The 13,010-nt window shown below is 49.6% G+C and carries 15 protein-coding genes; 1 reads left to right on the top strand and 14 read right to left on the bottom strand.

Translation table 11 applies throughout. The features are described from left to right. Window positions 1-2,964 (top strand): hypothetical protein (locus HUU58_09210; GenBank protein NUN45850.1); only part of this gene is annotated, 2,964 nt, incomplete at its 5' end. A 236-nt stretch (window positions 2,965-3,200) separates the two neighbouring features. On the opposite strand, the gene atpC is transcribed toward HUU58_09210, so the two are convergent. The 14 genes from atpC to HUU58_09140 form a co-directional block, all read right to left on the bottom strand. After that, window positions 3,201-3,617: an ATP synthase F1 subunit epsilon gene (atpC, locus tag HUU58_09205; protein NUN45849.1), complete on the bottom strand. Its 417-nt coding sequence runs from the start codon at window positions 3,615-3,617 to the stop codon at window positions 3,201-3,203. Window positions 3,618-3,638: 21 nt separating this feature from the next. Further along, complete coding sequence (gene atpD / locus HUU58_09200; protein ID NUN45848.1) at window positions 3,639-5,036, bottom strand: F0F1 ATP synthase subunit beta; 1,398 nt, start codon at window positions 5,034-5,036, stop codon at window positions 3,639-3,641. Between the two features lie 32 nt (window positions 5,037-5,068). Continuing rightward, window positions 5,069-6,157, bottom strand: coding sequence for a hypothetical protein (locus HUU58_09195; protein NUN45847.1), 1,089 nt, complete (start codon window positions 6,155-6,157; stop codon window positions 5,069-5,071). A gap of 41 nt (window positions 6,158-6,198) precedes the next feature. Next, window positions 6,199-7,086: an ATP synthase F1 subunit gamma gene (gene atpG, locus HUU58_09190; GenBank protein ID NUN45846.1), complete on the bottom strand. Its 888-nt coding sequence runs from the start codon at window positions 7,084-7,086 to the stop codon at window positions 6,199-6,201. A gap of 9 nt (window positions 7,087-7,095) precedes the next feature. After that, a complete protein-coding gene (locus tag HUU58_09185; protein NUN45845.1) occupies window positions 7,096-7,455 on the bottom strand; it encodes a hypothetical protein in 360 nt (119 codons plus the stop codon). Next, a complete protein-coding gene (locus HUU58_09180) occupies window positions 7,452-7,796 on the bottom strand; it encodes a hypothetical protein (GenBank protein NUN45844.1) in 345 nt (114 codons plus the stop codon). Before HUU58_09180 ends, HUU58_09185 begins: the two co-directional genes overlap by 4 nt. Before the next feature lie 12 nt (window positions 7,797-7,808). Further along, entirely contained in the window at window positions 7,809-9,335 is a 1,527-nt protein-coding gene (locus HUU58_09175; GenBank protein ID NUN45843.1) for a F0F1 ATP synthase subunit alpha, read from the bottom strand. A gap of 63 nt (window positions 9,336-9,398) precedes the next feature. After that, on the bottom strand, window positions 9,399-9,947 hold the full coding sequence (atpH, locus tag HUU58_09170; protein NUN45842.1) for an ATP synthase F1 subunit delta: 549 nt from the start codon (window positions 9,945-9,947) through the stop codon (window positions 9,399-9,401). A gap of 39 nt (window positions 9,948-9,986) precedes the next feature. Further along, entirely contained in the window at window positions 9,987-10,535 is a 549-nt protein-coding gene (atpF, locus tag HUU58_09165; GenBank protein NUN45841.1) for a F0F1 ATP synthase subunit B, read from the bottom strand. Window positions 10,536-10,639: 104 nt separating this feature from the next. Next, a complete protein-coding gene (gene atpE, locus HUU58_09160; protein ID NUN45840.1) occupies window positions 10,640-10,867 on the bottom strand; it encodes an ATP synthase F0 subunit C in 228 nt (75 codons plus the stop codon). A gap of 76 nt (window positions 10,868-10,943) precedes the next feature. Then, window positions 10,944-11,855: a F0F1 ATP synthase subunit A gene (gene atpB / locus HUU58_09155; GenBank protein ID NUN45839.1), complete on the bottom strand. Its 912-nt coding sequence runs from the start codon at window positions 11,853-11,855 to the stop codon at window positions 10,944-10,946. Window positions 11,856-11,868: 13 nt separating this feature from the next. Beyond that, entirely contained in the window at window positions 11,869-12,258 is a 390-nt protein-coding gene (locus HUU58_09150; protein ID NUN45838.1) for a hypothetical protein, read from the bottom strand. Then, the gene (locus HUU58_09145; GenBank protein ID NUN45837.1) at window positions 12,255-12,560 is read right to left on the bottom strand and encodes an AtpZ/AtpI family protein; all 306 of its coding nucleotides are present in this window, start codon (window positions 12,558-12,560) and stop codon (window positions 12,255-12,257) included. Before HUU58_09145 ends, HUU58_09150 begins: the two co-directional genes overlap by 4 nt. Window positions 12,561-12,565: 5 nt before the next feature. After that, complete coding sequence (locus tag HUU58_09140) at window positions 12,566-13,006, bottom strand: polymer-forming cytoskeletal protein (protein ID NUN45836.1); 441 nt, start codon at window positions 13,004-13,006, stop codon at window positions 12,566-12,568. Window positions 13,007-13,010 lie beyond the last annotated feature (4 nt).

Here is a 13,010-nt window from a genome sequence, read left to right as displayed (position 1 = left end):
CAGGCGCGCAGTGGAACGGACTGGGATCAGTGGCCACAAGAGGCGGGACTGGATGCAAACGGTGATCCTGCTTTAATCGCTGATCAACAAACATGGGCCATCTTCAATGATCTGGATACTACACTCAACCCGTGGGAGCACATATCAAGTCCCTCACCCGGGCTCGGTCTTGAAATCACCCTCGAATCATTTGTCTTTGATAAACCCATACTTGAGGATGCTGTTATCTTAAAATACACGATCACTAATAAAACCAATACCTCCTACCCGGGTGCGTACTTCGGTCTTTGGATGGATTGTGATGTGGCCAATTCCGGTAACGACCTTTTTGGCTCTGATTCGATTCGCGGACTGGGATATGCATACAACTACGATAATACGGATGCGCCTCTAGCGGTAGGATTTGATTTTTTGCAAGGGCCTCTGGTAAACAGTGATAGTCTTGCCCCGCTGTATGCCATGAAGTTTCAACATCAAAAACAAATCCTCACCTACGATCCTTCAACCAATAAATATATCCCGCGTGCGCTCGGTGGAGGCTCCGTGTGGATGGGGGCTACCGCCATGTATGAATTTCCTCATGACGATCCGGAGAATAACCTCGCACGTTATCGGATGTTACAAGGTCTCAGGACGGATGGTTCTGTCCCATATGGTACATTTAATCGCTGGCTTTTCCCCGGTAATCCGTTTGTTGGCACTAATATTGATAACTCTCCAGCAGATAAACGTATCCTGCTTTCCACTGGCCCGTTTCGTATGGAAGCCGGCTCCACGCAGGAGATATGGGCGGCGGTGGTAGGTGGCTCAGGAGATGACCACCTTAGCGCCGTAGCCCGCCTGTGGGCCAACGACAGCTATCTGCAGCGTATGGCCGGCAGCGGCTTTACCATGCCCTCTGCACCGGATGCACCACAATGCGATATCTCCGCCCGTGACGGCAATATCAGTCTCACCTGGAAAAACAACGCCGAATCCGTGCCCGATAACTTCGGAGAAAATGCCGGTATCACCAAGGCCAATGGCTTCCGTGCCGACTACATCACCTACGACTTCCAAGGCTACCGCGTCTATCGCAGCCTCACCGGTATCCAAGGCGGCTTTACCAAAATCGCCGAGTTCGACAAAGCCGATACCCTTGGCACTATCTTCGAACGTCAGATTGACGAAAATGGCAACCTGACCTCACGCTCCGTTCATCTGGGCGATAACACCGGACTGCGTTACGCCTTCAGCGATTCCTCCCTGATCAACGGTCATACCTACTATTACGCCGTCACCGCTTACGACGCACAACCCTACATCGATCTGCCGGACAGCGTCCTGATCAATGGCCTGTGGATGCGTATGCCCTCGGGTATTCCCGTCAGCCAGGAATCTTCCCTGCGTGATAACATCCTCTCGGCCACGCCCATGAAAGCCATCTCAGGTACGATCAGCGGCTATGGCGCCTTGAGCGATACCGCCGCGCATATAGCCGGCTACGCTGATGCCATGATCCGTCTGCGCAATGTATTCCCCGATCAGATGCGCAGCACTACCTATCGTATCGAATTCTTCAACCTCCCGGACTCCGTCAATGGTTCTCCGGTATTCTATGATGCGCTGTACTCGCCCGGACAGCTCGCCTACCGGGTCATAGATACTACCGATCAGAGCGTGCGTCCTTTCTCCAGCCGTGTTGATGATCCGCGTACGTTCATTGATATCAATAGCAATGGTGTATGGGACAGCGGTACCGATGCTGCCTATGATGATGCCCTCTTTCACACCGCTATATCCTACAGCAGCACAGCGGACTATCCCCCGCAGGACTTTGGTATCGTGGACGGTGTTGAAGTGCAGGTCTATTGCCATACCGGCGTACCATCGATTACCTATACGATCGGCAGCATATTCCAATCTTACAATCTCTCCGATCCCCGCTGGTATTCCGGCCCCGGTGGGTTGCCGTACGGGAATGGTATTTTCGAATTCACCGAAGAGTTCTGGGGCATCGGAGGTGTTGATCAAGATCAGCGCCATGATATGGACATCGTCTTCAGCCGCAATCCCGGTGAATGGCAGATCATCTACCGGCATGGTACCGGCAGCACGAGTGCCTCCCATGATACCACACTGGCGCCATTCCGGGTTTATGATGTAGACCGCACCCGCCCCGGACAACGTCAGATCGAAGTCAACTTCCGTGACCGTGATAACTTTGACGCATGGACATTAGATGGTTTAAACACCATCTTTAATGGTGTGGGCCGTTTTAACTACACGTACTTCGATACCAATACCTACAGCGGTGGTACGCGTGCAATGAACTTCTTTCCATCGCCGTACACTCGCCCATCCTACGGTGTGATGTGGATGGGTTACCGGGGCGACGCTGTTTCAGCAACACCCAATCCTTATGCTATCGCTCTGCATAGCTTATATGTCACAGCACGAGGTGCCGCTTCTGACGGCGGGACAGCGATCACCGCGGCTGAAAGACACACCATCTTCAGTAACTGGGTGGACAATGGTACGCTAAAAATCCGTGTGGCGCATCTTTTGCGCTATGAAGACCGATACACCTTTACCACCATGGCCGATCAGAAAGTCACGAGTAATAAACAACTTCGTAAATCCATGAAGGATATACGCGTTGTGCCCAATCCTTATTACACGCGCATCGGCGGTGCGCTGGAGTCCGGACGCATACAGTTTACCCACCTGCCTCAGCGCTGTACCATTCGCATCTTTACCGTCGCCGGGGACCTTGTCAAAACTCTGCATCACAATGCACGCTCCGATAACGGCCGCAAAGACCCTACCGCTTCGGCAGACGACGGACGGCCGGATAGCTACACGGCCACCGAGTACTGGAATCTGCGTACTGAAGAAAATCATCTGATCGCGGCAGGTGTCTATATCGCCCATATCGAATCATCGGCCGGTACATCACTTGTCAAATTCGCCGTCATACGGTGAGGAAAGTATGCATGAGAATATCTGTTGCATGTTCAAAAGCTAATACCACTTCTCGCAAAGACGCAAAGACTCTAAGGCCTAAATTTCGCTTTGCTGACTTTGCGCCTTCGTGAGCGTAATATGACACACTATCGTTCCCGGAAAATCGCTCCGTATTTACCGGGGGCATTGTCCCATAAAACAAAAAGCCCTCGTTATATTTACGAGGGCTTTTGTGTATCAGACACAATCTTGTTTTATTGTTTGTTGTATTTTTCCGCAAGACGCAAACGATTGCGCGCACGAAGCAATGCCTGACGCGAACGCTCGGGATCGTAGCTGGAACGATCTTCAAGACGTTTGCGGGCGCGCTCGTAAGATTCCTGAGCGCGAATCAAGTCAATCGAACTGACTTTTTCGCAGGTCTCCGCAAGAAAAGTAACTTTATTGTGTTCCACTTCCACAAAACCGCCGCTCGTTGCATAAATTTCGTCATACCCGTCCGTGTGACGGATTTTGACTTCACCGATAAGTACCGATGAAATATAAGCCGTGTGGTTTTTGAGGATCTGGAAACTACCACTCGCACCCGGGGCCGTAAAGCTCTCAACTTCCCCTTTGAACACGACATGGCGCGGTGAGATGATTTCCAAATGATATTTATTATTATCCATGATGTTTCCTTCGTTTACCGATTATCGGCGCATCTTTTCCGCTTTTTCTTCCGCTTCATCTATGGTACCCACCATGTAGAAGGCTTGTTCCGGCAGATCATCCATCTGACCTTCGGCGATCGCTTTGAAACCGGCAATCGTATCTTCTTTCTTCACATAGCGGCCGGGCGTACCGGTAAACTGCTCCGCGACGTGGAACGGCTGAGATAAGAAACGCTGAATTTTACGGGCACGCGCTACGACGATCTTATCGTCATCCGACAATTCGTCCATACCGAGGATCGCGATGATATCCTGAAGATCTTTATATTTCTGGAGAATTTCCTGCACGCGTTTCGCCGTATCGTAGTGCTCCTGACCTACGACCAACGGATCGAGAATACGCGACGTGGAATCCAGAGGATCCACCGCCGGATAGATACCGAGTTCGGAGATCGCGCGCGAAAGCACGGTCGTGGCATCCAAGTGTGCAAACGTTGTCGCCGGTGCGGGATCGGTCAAATCGTCGGCAGGCACATAAACGGCCTGTACGGATGTGATCGAACCTTTTTTCGTTGACGTGATACGTTCCTGAAGTTCACCCATTTCCGTTGCAAGGTTCGGTTGGTAACCTACGGCGCTCGGCATACGACCGAGGAGCGCCGACACTTCGGAGCCGGCCTGCGTAAAACGGAAGATATTATCAATAAACAGAAGCACGTCGCGGCCTTCGTCATCACGGAAAAATTCGGCCATCGTGAGGGCCGTCAACGCAACACGCTGACGCGCGCCGGGCGGCTCATTCATCTGACCGAATACCAGCGCGGTTTTATTGAGCACGCCGGAATCTTTCATTTCGTGATACAAGTCGTTACCTTCACGGGTACGCTCGCCTACACCGGCAAATACCGAGTATCCGCCGTGCTGCTTGGCGATATTGTGAATCAATTCCTGAATCAACACGGTTTTGCCTACACCGGCACCGCCGAAAAGACCGGTTTTACCGCCGCGCATGTACGGTTCGATCAAGTCAATAACCTTGATACCCGTTTCAAACATTTCACTTTTGGTGGTCAGCTCTTCCAGTTTCGGCGCAGGACGGTGAATGGGCATACGTTTGTTGGCGGCTTCGATTTTACCGAATCCATCAATCGTATCGCCGGTAATGTTAAGCAAACGGCCGAGTACTTTTTCACCGACCGGTACGGCGATCGGAGCGCCGGTGTCCACGGCATCCATGCCGCGCACAAGACCTTCCGTCGCATCCATAGCGACCGCACGCACACGGTTTTCGCCAAGATGCTGCTGCACCTCGACAACCAGCGTCGAACCGTCGGGACGCGTAACATGAGCCGAATTGTAAATCTCCGGCAATTGGCCGTTGGCAAACTCGATGTCCACCACAGGGCCGATGATCTGAACGATTTTACCTTTGTTCATGAGTGTCGATCCTTAATTCTATATGTGTTAAATTATTTCGTATTCCAAAAATTCATTTGTATTCCAAAATTCCAATACGTGTACGTTTGTTTTTCGTATAACCCGCGACTACGTGTCCAATCTATACGCGGTGTAATATCCCATTGCGATAGGGCTAAAGCTTTGAGAGGTATAATCACCGAAGCGCCGTACGCGCCGCCTATTAATTTTTCTTTGTATTGCGGCTTATTCTTTGGTTTCTCAAAATTTTTAGTCTGTGCACGCAAAGACAACATATCAAATATAGTCCATTCCGTTCCGATACGCAGTTCATCATCTAGCAAATTGGCATCTTTGTAAACTAACTGAATCATACCTTTGAATACAGTGAAGCGCCACGCATCGGATTGGTATGAAAGTGTATAAGCAAATGCCCAAAAGTCAAATTTTGGTGTATTCATTGGTTTGTATTCCCAATACCAAAAAGCACTATCGCCAGACAACCGATCAGTCATCGCTTTTCCTGATGCCTCAAATATCGGTTTTTTCCCTGCGCGATTATTGATACTGCTAAATCCGGCACTCATCTCATGATGATAACCGCTTGTGTTGAGCCATACGAGGGGAAGGCGCGCCATAATACCGATATCATTAAATTGTACTTTTGCTGTTACCGGGCCATAATCAGCGCGGACCCATTTATGAGAAATACCCACGGCAAGCCAACCGGACCAAGCATACGCATAAGACGCAGAAAATGCTTTTTCATAAGGATGATAATATTCACCTGTACCATCCGGATGTTCTTCGTTGGTAATCTGCGTTCTCAGATAATTAAATAGGTAATTATTGACAGCTAATGACCCAAAACGTGAATGCCCCAAACCCAACGTCCAAAAATTGATAGTTGAGTTTGCGATATAGTCATTAGTGCTTTGACTCATATCAAAACCGGTAACGAAAGCAATTCCCGCCGGATTGTAAAAAGCGGACCATGCATTGGGAATTGCCACCATCGGACCGATCGCCGCAGAACGTGCGTCCGGACGGCTTCCGAGAAATGTAAAACCGACACCATTTTCTTCTCCGGCCGTCAGACGCGTAACCATCGTAGCGACTAAAAAAACGTAACGTATTGTCAAAGAACATCCCCTAAACATACCCTATCCCTCTACGTAAAAATTTACTTCCGCAAAGCCTCCGCACCGGAGACGACTTCCAATATTTCTTTGGTGATCGCGGCTTGGCGAGCACGGTTATAATACAAGGTCAACGTTCGAATCAAATCGCCCGCATTCTCCGTTGCCGACTCCATCGCCGTCATACGCGCACCCATTTCGGCGGCAAATGATTCCAGCAAAATACGCCACATCTGCACGTTCAGATGACGCGGGATCAGCGTATTGATGATTTCGTATTGCGAAGGTTCGTAGATATAATCCGTTTCGATATTGTACTTCACATTGGACGATTCGACTTTTTCAGGTTCCACCGGCAAAAGTCTTTCCATCACGAGATTTTGCTGAATCGCCGATTTGAATTCGTTATACACGACATGCACTTCATCCACACGTCCGGCCGAATATTCCTGCACGCAATATGTGATCACCTTCGATGCATCGTCAAAATTGAGGTGATTGAAAAAATTAGCATGACGAAATACGACCGGAAAATGACGTTTGGTAAAAAACTCATCCCCTTTACGTCCGACCGTAACCAACTTCACATTGTTGTTATCCAATTTGGACTTGAGGTCGCCCTTAAGCAGATTATTGACATAACGAATAATGTTGGTATTGAACGCACCGCACAAGGAACGATCGGCCGTCACGACGACGATCATGATGTTTTTTACATCGCGCGGTTTGATCAGCGGATTTTGTTGTACTTCTTCATTGCGTGCCAGATGTTTGATCAACGCACCGAGTTTGTAAGCATACGGACGCGCGGAAATAATATTTTCCTGCGCTCGGCGGAGTTTAGCCGCCGCCACCATTTTCATGGCCTTGGTGATTTTTTGCGTACTTTTGACGGATACGATGCGTCGTTTGATTTCGCGTAATGTCGCCATAGTGTGTGTTTACTTTTTGGATTCGATGACCGCCGATGTGTCGGGCTTCTCATTGAGTGTCCGCAGCGTCGCTTCGTTCATCCGTTCCAGAAATTCGTTTTCTTTGTTTTTGTTTTTGCTGATGATTTCCGACGTGGTAAACTTCATATCCGCGCCGGTATAGCCGTACGGCTTTGCAAATGCTTCCAAATCCGCCGCCGTGACCTCTTCAAAAGGTTTGGCGTATTTGACTTTGAAAGCGGAATCACTCTGCGCCTGAATCCAGATGTCCACAAACGTTTCCATCGGAACTTCCTGCGCTTTGGGCGCACATCCGTACAATGCCGCGCCGATACAAATCAGAGTAATAATGCGTGCGATACGTTTCATTTGGTCATCAGTTGTTTGAAAACAGTGGAATCGTTCTGACTTGCTTTTTCCAAGTCGCTCTGCAGCAATTTGCCGATACGCACAGCCAGATCACTTTTTTTGGCCGCATCGTTGTCAAAAAGTTTTACGGTATGCCGGTAATCCGACGGCGTAAAACCAAGTTTTTTGACGATCGGTTCCAGATCGGCATCGGGCAATTCCTCGAACTTCACATCATCCACGAGGAACGATTTGCTGCGCATGACTTCGTAAGTGATTGTGGCCATCGGCTCCGCCGGTATTTCTTTGGGACCGCAACCGGCCAACATCACCCAACCGAAAAGAAGCAGTACGTTTCGCATAAAGATTTCCGTTTAGTCTTCTTTTGTAACTTTGAACGCGGCTTTGAAGTCGCCGATGATCGTATTCAGTTTGTTTTTGATGTCGTCCGTCAGCTCTTTCTTTTCCATGATCGCCGACAAAACGTCTTTGTGACGCAGTTCCATCGTCTCTGTCAGTTCTTTTTCAAAACGACGGCAATCACCGACCGGCACATCATCAAGGAATCCGTTGGTCGCGGCATAGATGATGGTGATTTGCGCATCAAACGACATCGGCTGATATTGACCTTGTTTGAGGATTTCCACCAAACGCGCACCGCGGCGAAGCTGCTGCTGTGTCGCTTTGTCAAGATCGGAACCAAATTTAGCAAACGCTTCAAGTTCGCGATACTGGGCCAATTCCAAACGCAGACGGCCGGCCACTTGTTTCATGGCTTTGATCTGCGCGCTACCGCCTACGCGGGACACGGAAATACCGACGTTGATCGCAGGACGTACGCCGGAATAAAACAAATTCGATTCGAGGAATATCTGACCGTCGGTGATCGAAATCACGTTGGTCGGGATGTATGCCGACACGTCGCTCGCCTGCGTTTCGATGATCGGGAGCGCCGTCAGCGAACCGCCGCCGAGATCCTGATTGAGTTTCGCGGCGCGCTCAAGCAAGCGGCTGTGCAGATAAAATACGTCGCCCGGATACGCTTCGCGGCCCGGCGGACGACGGAGCAGCAGCGACATCTGACGATACGCTACGGCGTGTTTGGAAAGATCGTCATAAATCACCAGCGCGTGTTTACCGTTATCACGGTAGTGTTCGCCGATCGCGCAACCGGTATAAGGCGCAAGGAACTGCAACGGTGCAGGTTCTGAAGCGGCCGCCGAAACTACGGTCGTGTACGCCATCGCTCCGTTATCTTCTAAAATCTTCACCACTTTGGCGATCGTGGATTCTTTTTGGCCGATACCGACGTAGATACAAAATACATCTTTGCCTTTTTGATTGATGATCGTGTCGATCGCAACGGCGGTTTTACCCGTCTGACGATCGCCGATGATCAGTTCGCGCTGACCGCGACCGATCGGGATCATCGCATCGATGGCTTTGATACCGGTAGCAAGCGGCTCTTTAACGGATTGACGTTCGATAACGCCGAGCGCTTTGCGTTCGATCAGAGTTTTTTGTTTGGCATTGATCGCACCCTTGCCGTCGATAGCCTGGCCGAGCGCGTTGACGACACGTCCGAGCATTTCCGGTCCGACGGCCACTTCGGCAAGACGGCCCGTACGCTTGACGGTATCGCCTTCTTTGATGCCGGAGGAGTCGCCGAAAAGTACGGCACCCACATTATCCTCTTCGAGATTGAGAAGCATGCCGACGACGCCGTTGGGAAATTCCACCAGCTCGCTCGCCATGGCCTTGGTCAACCCGTAAATACGGGCAATACCGTCACCGACTTGCAGCACGGTACCCGTCTCATAGGTATCCATCTCGCGTTCAAAAGAAGCAAGTTGCTTCTTGAGAATGCCGGATACTTCATCTGGTCTTACAGAAACTGCCATGATTTAGGTTCCTTGTGTTATATTATATTTATTTGTCTCTATTCGTTCGAATGTTTTACATCATCAATGGTGATACACGGCCGTAAACGCCGATTTGAGGCGTTCCAGCTGATGCTTGACCGTACCGTCAATCATCGTATCTCCGATGCGAACCATAAATCCGCCGATCAATGACGCATCTTTTTTGAAAACCAGTTGCGGCGTTTTGCCGGTCAGGGCCTTGATTTTTTCGGTGACGCCTTTGACCTGATCGGGGGTCATATCCACGACGGAGATAACCTCCGCATGGATGAAACCGAGTTTTTCATTACGCAGCGTTTCAAACGCTTCGATCATATCGCCTAAAATGTTTTCACGGTCGTGATCGCAGATCAAATGCATAAAGCGATACACTTCGGTGTGAATTTTTTTATCAAACAGCGCTTTCATCGCGTCTTTTTTCTGCGCATTGGGGATCACCGGATTGTGCAAAAAAGCACGGAATTCCGGCGACTGTTCTATCATCGTGGCGATGCTCTGCATATCGGCATAGACGGCATCCAGCGCGTTCTGCTCGACCGAGATGTCAAACAGGGCTTTGGCGTAGCGTCGTGCGGTTGCGGAATTTTTCATATTACTTTGGTATTAATACTTTAACGTTGTACCGGTTAATTAATTACGCCCCACCGGCATGTCTTTGATAAAATCATCGATCAGTTTTTTATGTTTATCGGCATCCAGGTTGGTCGCCAAGATTTTGCCGGCGGCCGTGACCGCCATGTCACCGACTTCTTTGCGCAACGCACTGATCGCAGAATTCATTTCGTTTTCGATCTGCGTACGGGCTTCCGCTACCAAACGGGCCGCTTCGGCTTTGGCCTGATCCATGATTTCGGTTTTCAGTTTTTCGGCATTTTCTTTGGCGCGGCGCGCGACTTCCTGAGCCTCACGTTCGGCCTTCGCCATGATTTCCTGATTTTTTTCGGTCAGAGCGGCCGCTTCACGGCGGGCTTTTTCCGCTTCTTCGAGAGAATTTTTTATTTTTTCTTCGCGTTCTTCGAGCATCTTGATGATCGGGCCCCATGCGGTCAGACGTAAAAGCACGAGCAAAATGACGAAGGTGACTATGGTCCAAAAGATCAACCCCGGATCGATGTCCAGCAATCCGCCTTTATGTTCGCCGCCGCCGGAGATCATGTGCAGAAGCAGTAATGTCTTCATAGCGTACAAAACCTTTTCAGTTACAACTCAGTTTACAACAACATCATTAAACAAACGGCGGGAGGGATTAACTCCCGCCGTATTCCAACGTACAATCAATACGATTACTTCAATGCCAACAGGATGCAGATAACTTCTGCAAAAAGCGCCACACCTTCGATAAGGGCGGCTGCAATGATCATGGTCGTACGGATATCACCGGCGGATTCCGGTTGACGCGCACTGCCTTCGAGGGCGGAAGCGGCCAATTTACCGATACCCAAACCCGCACCAATCGTAGCCAGACCTGCGCCGATACCGGCGGCCAAGAAGCCAAATCCTAAATCGCCCATTGTAGTTTCCTCCGTTAAATGATGTTGTAAATGAGTTCGTTTATGTATTTGTTAATTGCATTCATTCATTATCTATTCAGTGATGCCCTGCATGCACCGGATGCTCCGCGTCATGATGCTCTTCATGGTGTTCGTGGTGCATACCCATGCTGATAAAAAGCGACGATAACAGCGTAAAAATGTACGCCTGCAGAAAGGCGACGAAAAGTTCCAATACGTAAATAAACAACGCGAACAGGATAGAAATCGGCGCGACAAAATATGTTTTTAATACGAAGATCAAACCAAGCAGGGAGAGAATCACGACGTGGCCTGCCGTCATATTGGCAAAAAGACGAACGCTGAGCGCGAAAGGTTTGGTAAAAAGCCCCACTACTTCGACGGGAATCATGATCGGCCACAAAAGCCAATGCACGCCGGCCGTAAGATGTTTCAGATACCCGCCGATACCTTGCGACTTGATAGCGGTATATTGCGTGACAAAAAACGTCACGACGGCCAAGGTCGCTGTGACGGCGATATTACCGGTTGCTGTCGAACCATACGGGATAAGCCCCAGAAGATTCATAAACAGAATAAAGAAAAACAACGTGAGGAAATAATGGATATAGCGGTCGGTTTTAGCACCGAAATTAGGGCGCACAATCTCTTCGCGCACGAAGCTGATCAACGCTTCCATGGCATTGTAGAGGCCGCGGGGAATCAGTTTGGGACGAGCCAAGATGGAAAAAATCACCAATAGCAAAAGCGCTACCAACCATATCATCACGACATGTTTGGTCGGACTGAGGTCTATCGTCATAGTGCCGATATGAATGGGATCAAAATGCGGCAGTTTCACATAACCCAATATGGGGAGTTCGATTTCATTGGAATTGGTAATGTGGTGGATGATGGTCCCGCCGATATCCACTTTTTCTGCTTTGTCGGCGGCTTTGGGCGCTTCCTGCGAAGCGGCTTGCCAGAAGGTTAACATAGGCATGAGCATGCGTACGAATATCCTATATAGTATTATTATTTAATTTTTTCATCTGCAGCCCGCGGTTTACAAAATAAATCTCGACAATCTGAAACAGCAGGTAATACACACCAAATGTAACGATGAACAACTTGATATCGATCGCCACCAATTTATACACGATCACGAGGATAATGCCGACCAACATCATACGAATGCCCATGCCGCCCATCACGACGCTCATAAAAAGTTTGTTTGACTTAGTAAAAGCCCAACGCGTCATATAAAAGCCGCAAAGCACGTGCGCCAATGCTACAACGCTCGCACAAAGCACGACTCGAAATTCCTGTGCCGTTTCAATGAAGGCATTCAATATCAAAAGAACAATGACGGTGATCAGCGATACGACCATCAGAAACAATTTTTGACTCATTCCTTCTCTTCATTCGTCGGCTTGGTTACGCGGTCCGAATGACGCTCCTCTCCGTGGTGATGTCGTTCCGGCTTCGGAAGATTCCGAACCATCCGGATCAACTGTATAAAACCGCCGGCCAATCCCAAAAAAATACCGGCCAGCGTAAAAAGAACTTTCGTTTCAAAATATCCGTCTAACCAGTGCCCGCCCCAAGTCAAAACGCCGAGCGTCAGGGCAAATTGCCAACCCCATCCGATCCACGGCCCAAGCGCATGCATCGTTTCCGATAAGCTTTGGGTCGTATGTTTACCCGTGGGCATAAAACCTACTGCGCTTTAGCTAAACGCGCAGCTTCAGGTTCCTCAAACATATCGCGATTCGCATTCTCGTTGATCACGAGCGGCTTATCTTTCGTATCTTTCATCGAACAACGACCTTCGAACACCGCGCCTTCTTCGACCACCAACCGGCGGGCTTTGATATTACCTTGGATACCGGAACGCGACTCCATCATCAAACGATCCTGCGAAGTCACATTGCCGATTACTTTGCCGCCTACGATCACGCTTTTGGCATCAATATCGCCTTCGACCATACCCGTCGTACCGATCGTGACGGCATCATGGCAAACGATTTTGCCTTTGATTTCGCCTTCGATACGAATGCTCGTCGAGGCGCTGATATTGCCGTTGATCACGGTACCGCGGCTGATCAGGTTGAGACCTGCACCGGCGGTATTGTTCGTATTTTTTTCACCAAACGCCATGGGC

It is taken from the genome of bacterium (assembly GCA_013360215.1).
In the GTDB taxonomy this organism is placed as follows: Bacteria; CLD3; CLD3; order SB21; family SB21; genus JABWCP01.
Note: the sequence above shows the minus strand (reverse complement) of the source record. Positions and strands in the feature narration are given on the sequence as shown.